Source organism: Corynebacterium breve, assembly GCF_030252165.1.
Classification (GTDB): Bacteria; Actinomycetota; Actinomycetes; order Mycobacteriales; family Mycobacteriaceae; genus Corynebacterium; species Corynebacterium breve.
This window is the reverse complement of sequence record NZ_CP126969.1, coordinates 793,174-809,290: the sequence shown is the minus strand read 5'-3', so window position 1 is coordinate 809,290 and position 16,117 is coordinate 793,174. Positions and strand designations below refer to the sequence as shown.

Genomic DNA, 16,117 nt, shown 5'->3' with positions numbered 1-16,117 from the left:
ACATTGTTAACGGGTACGCGAGTCAGATAGTTCCGCCTCGTATAAGAATGCGACTACTTTCCACGACGACAGCTAAAATTGCGAACATGAGTGCAATTTCCCGAGTGTATGCCGGTCGCTTGGCCGGCCTACAGGTACGTGGCCCAGACTTCGAGGTAATCGGGCGCGTGCGCGATGTCATCGTGACCATCCGCCCGGTGCCGCAACCGTCCCGTGTCTTGGGCATTGTGGTTGAGCTGGTCAACAAACGTCGCATTTTCTTGCCGATGCTCCGCGTCGCCTCCATCGATCCCACCGACATCACACTGGTATCCGGCTCGGTATCAATGCGTACTTTCCGTCCCCGCGCGGGCGAACAATCAGTCCTCAGCGACATCATCGGTTCAAAAGTGCACACCGACGATCCCGATCTCGAGCACCTGCACGGCAAGGCCATCGAAGTGGCCGATGTTGAAGTCGAGCGCACCCGCACCCGCGATTGGGTCATCACCAAGGTCGCAGTCTTCGCCCAGCGCCCCAAGTTCGGACGCGCTCCTAAGCTCGACATCGTGCCGTGGAACTATGTCCACGGCATTTCCGCGGCATCCACGATCTCGATGGAATCTGTGGCCGAACAGATCGCTCTGTTCGACGACATGCGACCTGCCGACGTGGCAAATTACCTGACTGATCTGCCCGAACGTCAACGCAACAACCTCGCCCGAGAGCTTGACGACGAACGCCTTGCCGACGTGGTCCAAGAGCTCCCAGAAGACGACCAGAAGAGTCTGTTGCAGCAGCTGGACATCGAGCGTGCAGCAGACGTCCTCGAAGAGATGGATCCCGACGACGCAGCCGACATCCTCCAGGAGCTGGACGATGAAAAGGCCGAAGTTCTCCTTGAGCTGATGGACCCTGAAGAATCAGCACCTGTTCGCCGCTTGATGAGCTTCTCCCCCAACACCGTAGGTGCGCTCATGACCCCCGAGCCACTCATCCTTACGCCCCAAACTACTGTCGCTGAAGCACTCGCATTGGCGCGCGACCCAGATCTGACCACGGCGCTTTCGTCGCTGATCTTCGTCGTTCGTCCGCCAACTGCGACGCCAACCGGCAAGTACTTGGGCTGTGTCCACCTGCAAAAGTTACTGCGCGAACCGCCCTCCACTCTGATCGGTGGCATCTTGGATCCTGATTTGCCCCCACTCTACGCCAGCGACTCCGAGGAAACCGCGGCCCGCTACTTTGCCACCTACAACCTGGTGTGTGGCCCTGTCCTCGATGAAGTTGGCCACCTTCTCGGTGCCGTCTCCGTCGACGACTTGCTCGACCACCTACTCCCCGAGAATTGGCGCGAACAGGACCTCCGCCCCTCCCCGGCTGCACAACCACACGAGGTGACCCATGGCTGATTTCAACCGCACATCGCTAGAAACCCCAGTGGGCGCCCAGCGCAAAAGACTCTTCCGCATTGACGACGAAACAATCGGCGCCGCTGCCGAGAAAGTAGCGCGCTTCTTTGGCACTGGGCGTTACCTCATGTGGCAGACCGTTTTCGTTGTCATTTGGATCTGTCTGAACATCGGCGGCTTTTGGTGGAACTGGGATCCTTACCCTTTCATCCTGCTCAACCTTGCCTTCTCTACTCAGGCTGCCTATTCCGCACCGCTGATCTTGTTGGCCCAGAATCGCCAGGAGGACCGAGACAAGGTCACTTTGTCCGCAGACCGACGACGCGATGAGCAGACCAAGGCAGATACGGAGTTCCTTGCCCGCGAGCTCGCCAGCGTCCGCCTCTCATTGGGCGACATGGTCTCTCGTGACTACCTGCGCAAAGAGCTAGAGGACGTGAAGAGTTTGCTCGAACGTGTCGAGGCAAAGCTCGACGACGCAGCCGCCGAGGACAATGACTCCGTCGCTGATCTTTCCGCACCGATCCAGGGCGATGTGCATCATTAGGTTTCGCACAATTTCGGCCAGACTATACTAGAAACCCATATGAGTACTTTGACTGAATCCGCTGTTCGCAGCGCGCTTTCCCGCGTAGAGGACCCCGAAATCGGAAAGCCCATCACCGAGCTGGATATGGTCAAATCCGTCCAGATCGATGGCAGTGATGTAGCTGTTGAAATCTACCTCACCATCGCTGGTTGCCCGATGCGAGACACCATCGAGGGCAACACCCGCGCTGTGCTAGAAGAACTCGACGGAGTGGGTAGTGTATCCGTCACCATGGACGCCATGAGCGACGAACAGCGCAAGGCACTGCGCCAAAAGCTGCGTGGTGATCACAGCGAACCTGTAATTCCGTTTGCGCAGCCCGGAAGTACCACGCGCATCTTCGCAGTAGCTTCCGGCAAGGGCGGTGTGGGCAAGTCTTCGATGACGGTCAACCTTGCTACTGCCATGGCCAAGCGAGGCCTGAAGGTCGGTATCGTCGACGCTGACATCTATGGCCACTCTGTTCCTGGCTTGATGGGATCCGAGGACCAACAGCCGACCATGGTGGAAGACATGATCATGCCTCCGATCGCTCACGATGTGCGCCATATCTCGATCGGCCAGTTCGTCGAAGGCAACGCGCCTGTAGTGTGGCGTGGTCCAATGCTGCACCGCGCTATCCAGCAGTTCCTAGCAGACGTGTTCTGGGGCGATCTGGATGTCCTCTTCATGGACCTTCCTCCTGGAACTGGTGACGTTGCGATCACCGTCGCTCAGCTCGTACCAAATGCCGAACTCCTGATCGTCACGACACCACAGGCAGCAGCTGCGGAGGTTGCTGAGCGCGCTGGTTCCATCTCCCAGCAAACTCGCCAGCGCGTCACGGGTGTGATTGAAAATATGGCTGGCATGACGATGCCTGACGGAAGTGTGATGAACATCTTCGGTGAAGGCGGTGGTCAGCAAGTAGCAGACCGACTCAGCGTGCTCACCGGCGCCAAGGTACCTCTGCTCGGTTCTGTCCCACTAGATCCCGAGCTACGAGTCCACGGCGATGAGGGGACGCCACTATCCGTATCGAGTCCGGAATCACCTGCAGCTCAGGCGGTTAACGCAATCGTCGATAAGCTCATTGTGCGTAAGGATTCCCTTGCAGGCAGATCTCTCAACCTTGGGGTCACGCGTAAATAGGGCTAAGTAATATCCGCCCAGGAGAAACCGCCGCCGATCGAAAAATCGCCCTTATCTTCGGGCTGTTCGGCCGGCTTTTGGGTTGTCTGCTTAGGCGACGCTGGGGCGGCTGGGTCTTCTTCGAGCATCTTCTTCGGATCGAATTGATCGAGAAACTGCTCATCTTCATCGAAGAGCACTTTTGCTACGGCACGCTTCGGGCCTAATGCGGCGTATTCGCTGACGGTGTTGAGAGGTTTCTTGAACTCCTCGAAGTCATCCCCAAAGTCACCATTGAGCTCTGCCTTCGCGTTGTTGATCGCGCGTCGAGCTGCGAAAATTGCGGCGCGGATGTCCTCGATGACTCCAGGCAATCGCTCCGGACCAATGACGATAAGCCCGATAATGATGATGGCGAAAATCTCGAGCCAACCAATACTGTCAAACACACATCCACCTTAGTACGCGCACGCTGTGCTGTCTTGCCTAGCCGCGACGCTTGAAAGCGCGCAGAGTCATCTCAATCTTATCCATCACGTCGTCGGCCTCAGGCAATGGTGTTGACTCCGCGCTCGGTCCTGGTTTCACCGAACCTTGGGTAAGGTTAGCCAATCGATCGACAAGTCCGCGGGGCGCTCGAACGCACGCTTCAAGGTTCTTGCCACGCACATACTCTGAGGCGCGGCGCTGGTCATGAACTTCTTCTCGGCAATCCTTGCAGTGAACAACATGAACGCGCGCTCGGTGGGCAGCTCGTTCGGACAGTTCGCCGTCGACGAACGCCGCTACCGCTTCAGGGCTAAGATGCTCCACCGCGGCGATCTCAATACGGAGGCGCCGGCGCAATGATCGTCGCTCCGGGTGGTGTTGCTTTTTCAATGCCACGCACTCGCTCCTCTCCGCGCACAAAGTTGTGGTTAATGCCGTCAAGTATCAGGCTACCCTCTAATTTGGGCGACCTGTTGAGCCTGGTTCAGTGTGTGGCAAGTGTCTAACGGCTGCGCAGAAGAACTTGAACTTCCTCGTTGTTTTTCGCCTGTGCCTCGAGGGATTCACGAATTTGCGAACGTCCGCGGTGAATACGCGAACGCACCGTGCCCATCTTGACCCCAAGTGTGTCAGCGATTTCTTCGTAGCTCATTCCGACGACGTCACAAAGTACAACTGCTACGCGGAAGTCAGGACTCAGCTCGTCCAGTGCTTCTTGCAACGCAGGGTCGAGGTTGGAAACCGAATACGCCTGCTCCGGTGTCATGTCAGTGCCTGGGACACGTTCATAATCTTCAGGCAACGCCTCCATGCGGATTTTGTTTCGGTGGCGCACCATGTCCAAGAAGAGATTAGTGGTGATGCGGTGCAGCCAACCTTCAAAGGTGCCAGGCTGATACTTCTTCAGACTGCGAAAGACGCGCATAAACGTTTCTTGTGTCAAGTCTTCGGCATCATGCTGGTTACCCGAAAGGCGGAACGCGAGGCGGTAAACACTATCAGCGTGCTCAGCGACCAGCTCGGACCACGACGGCATATCTCCCTGACCCGCGTCGAAAGCTGCGGTGCCGGTGAGCTCCTCCGCACCAAGGGAAATGGAAGAGTCACTCTCCAAAGGGTGATTCTCAACTGTGGTCATAGAAACTATTGTTCCCTATCTCACTTTCAATAGCCAGAAATTGAGTTAAAAGCATTCTGTGAGGGAACCTGCCAACTCGCTGCGGGTGGCAATCCCCTGCGGAAAGGACTTTCCCTAGAATAGCCAGTGTGAGTGATACAGCCTATAAAGCCATCGAAGAGTACATCGTCTCCTCCACCGAAGAGGCCGAGGCGATAGTCGCCGCACGTGCCGACGCTGACGAATTCCGTCTCAACGTCCCCGACGACATGACCGGCCGTTTTCTTAGTGGCTTGGCGGCCACCACCTCCCACCCTGATTCCGGCGGCGCCATCGCGATCACGCCAGCCGCCGGCTTGGTTGGGCTCTACCTACTCAACGGACTCCCAGGCAAAACGACAGTGACATGTATCGATCCGGAGGCGGAGCATCAGACCCGCGCGAAGGCTGCGTTCCGCGATGCGGGCTTTGCTCCATCACGGGGCCGCTTCCTGACCTCGAACCCCGTTGATGTGATCCATCGCCTTGCGCCCTCCTCCTACCAGCTTGTTTATGCGGATGTAGCGCCGATGGACCTGCCCACCATTATCTCCCAGGCGTTTCCGCTGCTCACCCCCGGCGGCGCGTTGGTCATTGCCGATGCTTTGTTGGATGGCACCTTGGCCGACCAGACCCGCAAGGACCGCGACACAGAGGCTGCGCGTGAAGCAGATGCGCTCGTCGACACGCTTGACGATGCGTTGGTTGTGCGCCTGCCACTTGGCGCGGGGCTCACCATGGTGGTTCGCAAGGCCTAGTTTTCTTGGTGGCCTGGCCACATTCCGAACGCCAAAGCCCGAACGCCCTAGTCGTCCTTCTCCAGCGAGAAGCGCGATCTAGGGCGTTCGAGCTTTGCAATTCGGGTTCTAGCCGAAAGAGCTACACCACTTCGCTCTTTCCGACGACCACAACGCCGCCTGGGGACACCTTGAAGCGTGCCTCGTCCCGTGCCGCGTCGACACCGATGATCTCGCCATCGGAGACGTAGACGTTCTTGTCCAGAATCGCATGGCGGACAACCGCGCCGCGACCAACACGCACGCCTGGAAGAAGCACGGAACCTTCAACGGTTGCGCCTTCTTCAACGCGGACGTCGGTGGCAAGGACGGAGTTACGCACAGTTGCACCCGAGATGATCGAACCTGGGGACACCATCGAGGACTGCGCGATACCACCCTGGACGAACTTCGCAGGAGGCAAGTTGCCATCCTCGGTGGAGTGGATTGGCCACGACTTGTTGTACAGGTTAAAGATTGGGTGAACCGAGATCAGGTCCATGTGTGCCTCGTAGAACGAGTCGATGGTACCGACGTCGCGCCAGTATCCCTTGTCGCGCTCGGTGGCGCCTGGGACTTCGTTTGTAGAGAAGTCGTAGACGTTTGCCTCACCCTTGGAGACGAAGTAAGGGATGATGTCGCCGCCCATGTCGTGGTCGGACTCGTCGTTCTGTTCGTCTTCCAGCAGCGCCTGAACCAGTGCCTCAGTGGAGAAGATGTAGTTACCCATGGACGCGTACGCCATGTTTGGATCATCTGGAGTCCCAGGAGGGTCAGATGGCTTTTCCAAGAACTCGGTGATGGTTCCATCGTCATCAGCCTGGATGACACCAAAGGCGGTAGCTTCTTCGCGTGGCACTCGAATACCAGCAACGGTTGCCGCCTTGCCGGACTCGATGTGATCTTCCAGCATTTGGCCTGGATCCATCCGGTAGACGTGGTCTGCGCCGAAGACGATGACGTAATCAGGCTTTTCGTCGTAGATCAGGTTCAGGGACTGGACAATAGCGTCGGCGGAGCCGTTGTACCAGCGCTTGCCACGGCGCTGCTGCGCTGGCACGGAAGCGATGTACTGCGGGGTTGGGCCGGACACGTTCCATGCGGTCGCAATGTGGCGGTCAAGCGAGTGGGACTTGTACTGGGTCAGGACGGCGATTTTGAGAAAGCCTGCGTTGACCAAGTTCGACAATACGAAGTCGACTAGGCGGTAGTTACCGCCAAAAGGTACAGCTGGCTTTGCGCGGTCAGCGGTGAGGGGGAAAAGGCGCTTGCCTTCACCACCCGCAAGAACAATGGCTAGAACATTTGGCTTAGTCTTCACGTTATCTAGCTTATTGTTTTCCCCGGCACTTTGCAGGGGAAAATTGCTATCACTCCGAAAACATCACACTTTTAGTAGCACTTGGGGTAACAAGGGGGCATTTAGGGAACATCCGCCCCCATGGGTATCTGCACCGATCAGTTTTCGTCTCTAGTATCGGAGGCATGAGAGTCGGAATGATGTCCAGAGAATACCCACCTGAGGTCTACGGTGGCGCAGGAGTTCACGTCACAGAACTCACCCGTTTCATGCGTGAGATCGTGGAAGTCGATGTCCACTGCATGGGCGCACCACGCGACAAGGAAGGCGTGTACGTACACGGCGTCGACCCAATGCTGGAAGACGCAAACGGCGCAATTAAGACCCTTTCCACGGGTCTTCGTATGGCCCATGCAGCATCCAACATCGATGTTGTTCACTCCCACACCTGGTATGCAGGCCTGGGCGGACACCTCGCAGGCAAACTGCATGGCATTCCGCACGTTGCAACCGCTCACTCCTTGGAGCCTGACCGCCCGTGGAAGCGTGAGCAGCTCGGCGGCGGCTACGACGTGTCCTCGTGGTCCGAGAAGAACGCGATGGAGTACGCAGACGCTGTTATTGCGGTGTCGGCGGGTATGAAGAAATCCATCCTTGAGGCCTACCCACGTATCGACGAGTCTCGCATCCATGTCGTTCTCAACGGCATTGATACCGCGAAGTGGTACCCGACCACAGGCACAATCGCGGAGGAAATCGGCGTAGACCCTTCCCGCCCGATTGCTGCATTCGTCGGCCGTATCACCCGCCAGAAGGGCGTGGAGCACTTGATTAAGGCCGCCCGGCACTTCGATCCCGACGTACAGCTGGTCCTGTGCGCTGGCGCACCGGATACCCCAGAGATCGCTGAGCGTACCAAGGCACTTGTCGAAGAACTCCAGCAGACCCGCGAGGGCATCATCTGGGTCCAAGACATGCTCCCTTCGGAGAAGATCCGGGAGATCTACTCCATTGCTGATGTTTTCGTATGTCCTTCGATCTATGAGCCACTGGGCATTGTGAACCTTGAAGCAATGGCCTGCCAAACCGCCGTGGTCGCATCCGATGTCGGTGGCATTCCTGAGGTCGTCGTTGACGGCGAAACTGGTACTTTGGTCCACTACGACGAGAACGACATTGAAACATTCGAACGCGATATCGCCGAGGCTGTCAACGCGCTCGTAGCCGACAAGGACAAGACCGAGACTTTTGCCAAGGCTGGATTGGCGCGCGCCAAGGACAAGTTCTCGTGGGCAACCATCGCACAGCAAACCGTGGACATCTACAAGTCCTTGATCTAGTTCGAGAGGAAGGATTTCTATTGACTTCGCTTCGACCTGAACTCCACGTCACCGCAGAAAACGGAATACTGGAAGCCGCAGCTGGCATGCTGCGCGACGGCGACAACTGGCACATGCTGTATCAGTACCGCCCCGCGCCCGACCAGCCTGCACGCTGGGGCCACCAAATGAGTGAAGAAGGACCATTCGATTGGATGGTCTGCCCCGACGTCATCGCTCCAAAAGGTGGAGAGATTGATGTGCTTGCCGGCTCGGTAGTCGCTGATAACGGTGGCGCGGACCTGTTTTTCACCTCTGTCACCGCAGCGGGCACATCGGTGCAGATTGCCCGCGTCGATGAGGTCGACCGACTCGCAGAAGTCACTGAAGACCCGTTGGCACTAGATCCCTCAGTCCACCGGGTGGGCGTGGCTATCGCGGATTCCAAGGAGTTCTCTCGGTTCCGCTCCCCGTGTGTGATTCCCGATTGGGAATCCGCGGATGATCGCGATCAGGGACACTCGGGCTGGCTCATGGTGACCAGCTCCGGCGAGTCAGACGCACCAGTTCCAGTAGTCCTGGAATCTCCTGATGGCAAAGACTGGGAACTGCTCGATGCGCTGACATTCGTCGGCGATACTGGTCTTCCTGACGATCCGATCATGGTTTCGCCTCGTATCATTCGTTTGCGCGACGAGGTAGACCAAGAAATCTACGACCTTCTCCTCCTCACGCTCGAGCGTGACGGCCTGGACCACTCGGGATATATCGTCGGCCAGCTCAGTGGCGCGGAATTTACCGTGGCTACACCATTCCAACGAGTCGACTTTGGGCACGATTTCACCCGCCCCCGCAACACCAACCTCACTGCTGGCACTGTCTCTGAAGAACGGCGCTACGCCGAGGCATTCATCTTCGGCCTGTTTAATGGCATCGGGCGTGGCGACGACGCAACCACCCAGCCTTCGTGGGAAGCCGAAGGCTGGGCAAACACGTTGTCCCTCCCTCGCGTGGTCACCTTGCAGGGCGGCAAACTCTACCAAACCCCGGCCCGTGGCCTGCCCGACGCGATTGCAGCGTCGGAGCACGCGAAGTTCTGGACGGCTTTGTGTGAGATTCCATCGGGCGCCGAGGTCCGCGCAGAAATTATCGACGGTGACGACAATGTCGTGGCAACAGTCGTCCATTCCGGCGACCAACTGTCACTAGACCGCGGAAAAGACGCGCCAGCTACGGCACCGCTTGCCGACGATGACGAGGACAACATTTCCATCGTCGTCGACGGCAACACCCTCGAGGTCTACGCCGGGGGTGGCGCCGTGGTCATGGCTAGCCGCATCTGGCCACACAACGGCATCCACGGGATCCGCGTGCGCGCCAGCGAAGACGCAACCATTCATAGCGAATGGCGTCGAGGCAACTAGCTCTTTGCCAAGCGCGTGAGCTGCGCCCTTGCTGTCACAGTCATCGTGTCAGGAAGGGCGCTTAGTCGTACCGCAAGATCTGCTGGGTCGATGTGGCGTGCAGATGGACTCATGCCAACCTGGGCAGCAATGGAGTCACGGTCAAGCGTCATGGGGAACTCGATGAGTTCCGGATCACCTACCGGCGCGAGATAGCCTGCGGCCTGCTCGATCATTCGCTCGACTTTGCCGTCTTCGACTGACAAAATGCCCAGTGGGTCGCGAAGCTCGTCGAGGTGGCCGGGGTCTGCAGTCAGGACTACTACTTGGCCGTCGTCGGCAAGCACTCGTGCGAATTCGGCCGGATTTCGTGGGGCGAAGACCACGGTAATCGCATTCAGTACGTTGTTGCGGATGGGCAGGCGTTGCCACACGTCCGCAACCACAGCGCCGATTCGCGGATGGGCTTTGGCAAGGAGTTTCGCCGCCGGGACGGATGTGTCAAGGCCGATGCCCACAGCGCCTTCGACGTCATCCAAAGTATGGGACAAGTAGTAGCCGGTGCCAGCGCCCACTTCGAGGATTGCGGGGGTGCGGACTTCGTCGGAAAGCGTTTCATCGAATACTTCGTGTACCGCGTCAGTCACAGCCTCGACGAAAGGGGCAAAGTGACCCTGGGAGAGGAAAGTTTCGCGCGCTGCAACCATGGCAGCATCATCGCCTTGGTGCTTGATCCCAGCACCCGCGGCAAGAGTGACGTAGCCCTGTTTTGCCACGTCGAAAGAATGCCCGCTTTCGGACACTAAACGCGAAAAATCGTCCGCCCCGGAAAGTGGAGTAAGATCGGCAGGATCTGCGAGCAAGTCAATAACATGGTTGAGCATGTTAAGCAGCCTACCGGTTCTCTTCGCGAGCGAACGATTTGCCTAGATTGTTATGAAGTTTATGCTTCTGCAGCAGCGACGAGCAGCGCGCCCAACTCGGCAGCCTCTTCCTTGCTCATCTCTACGACCAGACGACCGCCACCATCGGATGGGATGCGCATAACGATCTTTCGGGATTCTTCCACCGCTTCCATCGGGCCGTTTCCGGTCCGTGGCTTCATTGCTGCCATTGGATCAAACTCCTTCACTGCAAACGATTTACCCTACCTATTCTACTTCTTTTTGTCGACTAGCGGTTCAAGGTCGTCGTTTGCGCTGGCAGAAGCACGATCAAGTAGTTGTGCGATCAAAGCGTCCACCTGATCTTGGCGGTAGCCGCGTGGCACGACCTCAAGGCGAACGTCCTCAACTCGGTTCTCTTCGATCGCTTTACGGTTAGAGGCGATGACATCCTGTGTCTCCTCCATCGGAGGCAAGAGCTCGCCTCGGCCAAACATCCGGCCGAACACCCAGGTGCCGAAAACAGCAACAGCTGCAACGATGACGATGAGCAGAATCCACGAAAACATAACCGTTATCCTAGCGTGTTCCAGGCTGGCCGTTGATCAGGTACTGCGACTTCTTCCGGAAGCACTCCCGCACGTCCAAGGATGCTGTGGGCAACAACTTGCGCCATCGGCCCTAACTCCGCGAGTGGCCGATTCCGATGTGAGCGTGTGCCCAAATCTACCTGGGTAATCGCGGACCCTCCGCAGCGCTCGCTGATGTCGATGAGCAGCCCGGATTCAACGCCGTACCCACTGATGAAGGGGACGTCGAGGGCAGTGGATCGTCGTAAAGCGTATTCGCCAGCAAGCGGCTGATTGATGTGGCTAATCGCAGGAAAGTACGTACGCAGGAGGGGCTTGGCCGTGAGCTCGGTGACCCGCCCGCCTCCAGATGGGGCCCCATCGAGAGTCCTGGCATAGTCCGCCTTGACCATGTGGACCTGCGGATCCTGCAGCGGTAATGCGAGCCGCGAAACGACGTGAGGCGGAACTTCAGTGAGGTCAGCATCCACGAACACAACGACGTCGCCTCGCGCAGCCTTCACCCCACGCCACAACGCCTCGCCTTTCCCTGGACGAGTTGGGATCTCAGGTGCGATATCGCTCCACGACAGCACCGTCGCCCCTGCCGCCTGTGCTTTGGATGCTGTTGCATCGCTTGACGACGAATCTATGACCAGGACTTCCAGCGGGTTGTCTACAAGGACCGCTCGGACAACATCGGCCACCGTAGCTTCCTCATTCAGCGCAGGGATAACAACAGAGACTGTCAGAGGCGCGTTCATGCCAAGCCTCGAATGGTGTGAGCCGGGGGTACATGACCTTGGATGGCAGCCGTCATGCGGATGACATCCATAGTTTCCTTGACTTCGTGGACGCGAAACGCCGCCACACCACGGGCCGCTGACCACGCGGTGGCCGCGAGGGTTCCGGCGACTCGATCCCCTACGGGACGATCCAAGGTTTCGCCCACGAAGTCCTTGTTTGACAACGCCATCAGCACCGGCCACCCAGTAGCGACCACCTCGTCGATGCGGCGCAGCAGCTCCAAGCCATGAAATGTGTTCTTGCCAAAGTCGTGCGTCGGATCGATAAAAACGGCTTGTTCTGGAACACCACAGGACACAGCCTTTTCTGCGAGTGCTGTGGTTTCCTCGATCACGTCGCGCACGACATCATCAAAGTGGACCCGGTGCGGACGTGTGCGAGGGACCACTCCCCCAGTGTGAGAACACACATAGCCCACGTGGTGTTGTCCGGCTACTTCGATGAGCTCCGAGTCCCAGCCCGCCCATGTGTCATTGATTAAAGTGGCACCCGCTGCGATGGCGTGTTCGGCAACGTCTGCGCGCCAGGTGTCCACAGAAATCGTCACGTCTGGGTAGCGTTGGCGAACCGCTGCGATCAACGGGACTACACGGTCGATTTCCTCGGGCACATCGACATTGTCACCAGGGCCCGCTTTGACCCCTCCCACGTCGATGATCGTAGCGCCCTGGGCGATCACTTCGTCACAACGTGAAAGAGCTGCGTCAATGCCAAACGTTTTTCCTTTGTCGTAAAAGGAATCGGGTGTCCGGTTGACGATGGCCATCACCTTGGCCAGATTATGTGGATCTGACACTGGTTTTACTCGGCGTACTTTTGTGCCTCGTCGAGGGAATCCTTGTTCCCGGTGAGTCGGCCGTCGGGCATAACTTTATGTGCTTCGACGATGTGGTTCACAGCCTCTTCGATGGAGTCGGTCAACAGGAACAGCTCGGTGTCTTCTGGGGAAATGAGACCGCGGCCCTTGAGCTGAGTTTCGATCCATTCGACCAGTGGCGACCAGAAGTCCACGCCCATCAGCACGATCGGGTAGTTGGTCACTTTCCCGGTCTGGACCATGCACAGCACCTCGAAGAGCTCATCCATCGTGCCAAAACCACCTGGCAGAGTGATGAAAGCTTGAGAGTATTTCAGGAACATCGTCTTGCGCACGAAGAAGTATCGGAAGTTGATACCCACGTCGACCCAGTCATTCAAACGCTGCTCGTGAGGTAGCTCGATGCCGAGGCCAACAGAGAGGCCCTCGGCCTCGTGCGCTCCTCGATTCGGGCCTTCCATCAATCCCGGACCCCCGCCAGTGATCACGGCGTATCCAGCTTCAACAAGCGCTGCGCCAAGCTGTCGAGACTGTTCGTACTCCGGGGTGCCTTCGTTCAAGCGAGCGGAGCCAAAGACAGTGACTGCCTTAGGTAGGTCGGTCAGCGCGTCGAAGCCAGAAACAAATTCGCTTTGGATACGGAGAATGCGCCACGGATCAGCATGTTTCCAATCATGATCTGCACCTGCTTCCAATAGACGCTGGTCAAAGGTCGATCCTTCTGTGTCATCGTTGCGCAGAAGCAATGGACCCCGTAGAAGGCGGCGTTTCGATGGCTGCGGCGTGATTTCAGGTGCCACTGGGAAGCTCTTTCGTTTGGACAATGGAGGGCAATGTGCTGGTCCGCCACAAAGTACGTAAGGCGGCCAGCCAACGTGATCTTTCGACAACACTCCAAGATCACCAAAGCTGCAAGATGAACAGCTGGAACTTCAAGACTAGAGAACCTGCGCACTTCCGTCCATCCGAACCGCGTGGGCCTTCCGCAGAGAACATGCTTGAACACTGTTCACCACCTAGAATGAGGGACATGACTGTCGGAGCGCACGCAATTGGTATCGCCAACATTGGCATGGACGGCACGATCCTGGATACGTGGTACCCAGATCCTGAACTTATCGAAGGAGAAGAAGCACAGGGCCTGGTCTCCGGATCACACCGCCTAGGCGCAAATCACTTGCCGGCGCGCCTGTTGCAACTGGTTCGCCTTGACGAAGACCGCATGGTCGAACAAGTGGCAGTTCGCACAACTATCGCCGATCTCAGCCAACCACCTGTTGACGCCCACGATGTCTACCTCCGACTGCACCTGCTCTCCCACCGCATCATTAAGCCCCTCGAGTTGAATATGGAAGACTTGCTGGAGCACCTCGTTCCGGTCGTATGGACCAACAAGGGCCCATGCCTTCCCGACAACTTCGAATTTGTCCGCGGCGTCCTGCGCACCCGCGGACTGATCCATGTCTACGGCATCGAACGCCTGCCTCGTATGGTTGACTATGTTGTCCCAGCCGGCGTGTCTATTGCTGAGGCCGAGCGCGTTCGCTTGGGCGCTTACCTCGCGCCTGGCACCAATGTCTTGCGTGAAGGCTATGTCTCCTACAACGCGGGGTCACTCGGCGCATCCCGCATCGAGGGGCGCCTGTCCTCCTCCGTCGTCGTCGGCGAAGGCACCGATGTAGGACTCTCTGCAACAATCCTCGCGCTTCACGACGAAGGCCATAACCGAGTTCCACTCCACCTTGGCAAGAACTGCACCATGAAACCGTCCGCGGGTTTGCTTGGCATCGAGATGGGCGACAACTGCACGCTTGGCACCAACGTCATGCTTGAGCCGACCACGATGGTTCATGATGCTCAATCCGGCGAGACGGTCTCTGCACTCGACTTGTCCGGCAAGTCCAACTGGTCCATTAATACAGAGCCAAACTTCGACATCCCGGTTCTGCGCTGGGTCTAAGTTCGCCAGAGCTGTTCATTCGTTTTGCGCTAGCCTCGTGTCCACGTTTCTCCGGTGCTAACGCATCGTCGTGAGTCCGTTCGTTTTAGGCGACCGGAATCCAATGTTCACGGTGACTGGCGATACAGTGAACTTATGACAGAACAGGAACAGCTCCCCGTTGAAGAATCGGGACTGAAACGTGGGCTTAAGACCCGCCACTTAACAATGATGGGTTTGGGCTCAGCAATTGGCGCAGGCCTTTTCCTTGGCACTGGCGTAGGAATCCAGGCGGCAGGTCCAGCCGTCATCATTGCCTATATCATCGCAGGTGCCATCACCGTCCTCATCATGCAGATGCTGGCAGAAATGGTCGCGGCCCGACCGTCCGCCGGTTCTTTTTCCACGTACGCCGAGCAGGCCTTCGGTCCGTGGGGTGGTTTTTCCGTCGGCTGGCTGTATTGGTTCATGATGATCATGATCATGGGCGCTGAGATGACGGGCGCATCCGCGATCATGGCCGGTTGGTTCGGTATCGCCCCGTGGATCCCAGCGTTGGTCGCAGTGCTCTTCTTTACCGTGGTCAATCTCGCCGCAGTGCGGGGCTACGGGGAGTTCGAATTCTGGTTCTCGCTGATCAAAGTCGCTGTTATCGCTATCTTCCTTGTTATCGGTATCCTGCTGATCTTCGGGCTGCTCCCGGCACATGACCCGGTCTGGTTGTCCAACATCGAAGCGGTGGGCTTCATGCCAAATGGCTTTGCCGGCGTGGCTACGGCACTGCTAGCAGTCGCGTTTGCTTTCGGTGGTATTGAGCTGGTCACCATCGCCGCGGCTGAGTCGGAGAATCCGAAGGATTCGGTGAACTCCGCCATGCGATCCATCATCTGGCGCATTTCCGTGTTCTACATCGGTTCCGTGTTGGTCATCATTTTGCTGCTCCCGTTCAACGAGATTGCCGGATCTGATTCTGCTGCCGATTCCCCGTTCACACAAGTTCTGTCACTAGCGAACATCCCGGGCATCGTCGGCATCATGGAAGTAGTAATTGCGCTTGCTTTGCTGTCTGCTTTCAACGCCCAGCTTTATGGGTCCTCTCGCCTGCTCTACGCCTTGGCTCATCAGAAGAACGCGCCGAAAATGTTTGGCAAGACCAATCATCAAGGTGTTCCTGTGCGCAGCGTTCTGGTTTCAGTGTTCTTCGCGTTTGTCTCCGTCGGCCTGCAATGGTGGAATCCTCCAGGCCTGCTCGCTTTCCTGCTCAATGCAGTTGGCGGTTGCCTGATTGTCATTTGGTTTGCGATTATCTTCTCCTACGTGCGTCTTCACCCGCAGTTGGAACGATCTGGCGAGATCACCGAGGTACGCATGTGGGGCTATCCTTGGCTCCCTTGGGTTACCGCTGCAGTAGTTGCCGCCCTTGTCATCCTCATGCTCACAGATCCCGCAGGACGCGTCCAAGTCATCTCGGTCAGTGTCTTGGTGGCATTTATCGTCGTCTGTGGCCTCGTCGTCCAGCGTTCCCAGAAATCCCAGTAACGGCTCGGCTTCGAGTCTTTGCCAGTGAA

At 57.6% G+C, this 16,117-nt stretch carries 18 protein-coding genes; 8 read left to right on the top strand and 10 right to left on the bottom strand.

Going from position 1 to position 16,117, the window contains the following annotated elements:
* Positions 1 to 86 precede the first annotated feature (86 nt).
* Genes QP027_RS04070 through QP027_RS04060 form a run of 3 tightly spaced genes read left to right on the top strand, consistent with a single transcriptional unit; the run spans position 87 to position 3,111 of the window.
* Positions 87 to 1,391, top strand: coding sequence for a magnesium transporter MgtE N-terminal domain-containing protein (locus tag QP027_RS04070; protein ID WP_284826199.1), 1,305 nt, complete (start codon positions 87 to 89; stop codon positions 1,389 to 1,391).
* Complete coding sequence (locus QP027_RS04065; protein ID WP_284826197.1) at positions 1,384 to 1,938, top strand: DUF1003 domain-containing protein; 555 nt, start codon at positions 1,384 to 1,386, stop codon at positions 1,936 to 1,938. The genes QP027_RS04070 and QP027_RS04065 overlap by 8 nt, the downstream gene beginning before the upstream one ends.
* 39 nt (positions 1,939 to 1,977) lie before the next feature.
* Positions 1,978 to 3,111, top strand: a complete 1,134-nt coding sequence (locus QP027_RS04060) for an Mrp/NBP35 family ATP-binding protein (RefSeq protein WP_284826195.1) — start codon at positions 1,978 to 1,980, stop codon at positions 3,109 to 3,111.
* A gap of 2 nt (positions 3,112 to 3,113) precedes the next feature.
* On the opposite strand, the gene QP027_RS04055 is transcribed toward QP027_RS04060, so the two are convergent.
* The 3 genes from QP027_RS04055 to sigE form a co-directional block, all read right to left on the bottom strand.
* Complete coding sequence (locus tag QP027_RS04055) at positions 3,114 to 3,539, bottom strand: twin-arginine translocase TatA/TatE family subunit (protein ID WP_284826193.1); 426 nt, start codon at positions 3,537 to 3,539, stop codon at positions 3,114 to 3,116.
* Positions 3,540 to 3,576: 37 nt separating this feature from the next.
* A complete protein-coding gene (locus tag QP027_RS04050) occupies positions 3,577 to 3,975 on the bottom strand; it encodes an anti-sigma factor family protein (RefSeq protein ID WP_284826192.1) in 399 nt (132 codons plus the stop codon).
* Positions 3,976 to 4,081: 106 nt separating this feature from the next.
* Entirely contained in the window at positions 4,082 to 4,717 is a 636-nt protein-coding gene (sigE, locus tag QP027_RS04045; protein ID WP_284826191.1) for an RNA polymerase sigma factor SigE, read from the bottom strand.
* A 128-nt stretch (positions 4,718 to 4,845) separates the two neighbouring features.
* Between sigE and QP027_RS04040 the strand changes: the two genes are divergently transcribed.
* Positions 4,846 to 5,493, top strand: coding sequence for an O-methyltransferase (locus tag QP027_RS04040; RefSeq protein WP_284826189.1), 648 nt, complete (start codon positions 4,846 to 4,848; stop codon positions 5,491 to 5,493).
* 121 nt (positions 5,494 to 5,614) lie between these two features.
* Here QP027_RS04040 and glgC read toward each other — a convergent pair whose 3' ends face one another.
* Complete coding sequence (gene glgC, locus QP027_RS04035; protein ID WP_284826187.1) at positions 5,615 to 6,832, bottom strand: glucose-1-phosphate adenylyltransferase; 1,218 nt, start codon at positions 6,830 to 6,832, stop codon at positions 5,615 to 5,617.
* Positions 6,833 to 6,996: 164 nt separating this feature from the next.
* Here glgC and glgA point away from each other — a divergent pair, with 164 nt between their 5' ends.
* Both glgA and QP027_RS04025 read left to right on the top strand, forming a co-directional pair.
* A complete protein-coding gene (gene glgA / locus QP027_RS04030; RefSeq protein ID WP_284826186.1) occupies positions 6,997 to 8,151 on the top strand; it encodes a glycogen synthase in 1,155 nt (384 codons plus the stop codon).
* Between the two features lie 20 nt (positions 8,152 to 8,171).
* Positions 8,172 to 9,554 carry a GH32 C-terminal domain-containing protein gene (locus QP027_RS04025; protein ID WP_284826184.1) on the top strand — a complete coding sequence of 461 codons (1,383 nt, stop codon included), beginning with the start codon at positions 8,172 to 8,174 and terminating at the stop codon, positions 9,552 to 9,554.
* On the opposite strand, the gene QP027_RS04020 is transcribed toward QP027_RS04025, so the two are convergent.
* From QP027_RS04020 to QP027_RS03995, 6 genes are read right to left on the bottom strand one after another with little or no spacing between them, the layout of a single operon-like run.
* Positions 9,551 to 10,417, bottom strand: a complete 867-nt coding sequence (locus QP027_RS04020) for a class I SAM-dependent methyltransferase (RefSeq protein WP_284826182.1) — start codon at positions 10,415 to 10,417, stop codon at positions 9,551 to 9,553. The genes QP027_RS04025 and QP027_RS04020 overlap by 4 nt on opposite strands.
* A gap of 59 nt (positions 10,418 to 10,476) precedes the next feature.
* On the bottom strand, positions 10,477 to 10,647 hold the full coding sequence (locus tag QP027_RS04015) for a DUF3117 domain-containing protein (protein ID WP_284826180.1): 171 nt from the start codon (positions 10,645 to 10,647) through the stop codon (positions 10,477 to 10,479).
* Positions 10,648 to 10,689: 42 nt separating this feature from the next.
* Entirely contained in the window at positions 10,690 to 10,986 is a 297-nt protein-coding gene (locus tag QP027_RS04010; protein ID WP_284826179.1) for a cell division protein DivIVA, read from the bottom strand.
* 5 nt (positions 10,987 to 10,991) lie between these two features.
* Complete coding sequence (locus QP027_RS04005; RefSeq protein WP_284826915.1) at positions 10,992 to 11,738, bottom strand: glucosyl-3-phosphoglycerate synthase; 747 nt, start codon at positions 11,736 to 11,738, stop codon at positions 10,992 to 10,994.
* An 8-nt stretch (positions 11,739 to 11,746) separates the two neighbouring features.
* Complete coding sequence (gene folP / locus QP027_RS04000; RefSeq protein WP_284826913.1) at positions 11,747 to 12,559, bottom strand: dihydropteroate synthase; 813 nt, start codon at positions 12,557 to 12,559, stop codon at positions 11,747 to 11,749.
* 35 nt (positions 12,560 to 12,594) lie between these two features.
* A complete protein-coding gene (locus QP027_RS03995; RefSeq protein WP_284826177.1) occupies positions 12,595 to 13,410 on the bottom strand; it encodes an LOG family protein in 816 nt (271 codons plus the stop codon).
* A 221-nt stretch (positions 13,411 to 13,631) separates the two neighbouring features.
* Here QP027_RS03995 and QP027_RS03990 point away from each other — a divergent pair, with 221 nt between their 5' ends.
* Positions 13,632 to 14,570, top strand: a complete 939-nt coding sequence (locus QP027_RS03990) for a 2,3,4,5-tetrahydropyridine-2,6-dicarboxylate N-succinyltransferase (protein WP_284826176.1) — start codon at positions 13,632 to 13,634, stop codon at positions 14,568 to 14,570.
* 135 nt (positions 14,571 to 14,705) lie between these two features.
* The gene (locus QP027_RS03985; RefSeq protein ID WP_284826175.1) at positions 14,706 to 16,088 is read left to right on the top strand and encodes an amino acid permease; all 1,383 of its coding nucleotides are present in this window, start codon (positions 14,706 to 14,708) and stop codon (positions 16,086 to 16,088) included.
* Positions 16,089 to 16,117 lie beyond the last annotated feature (29 nt).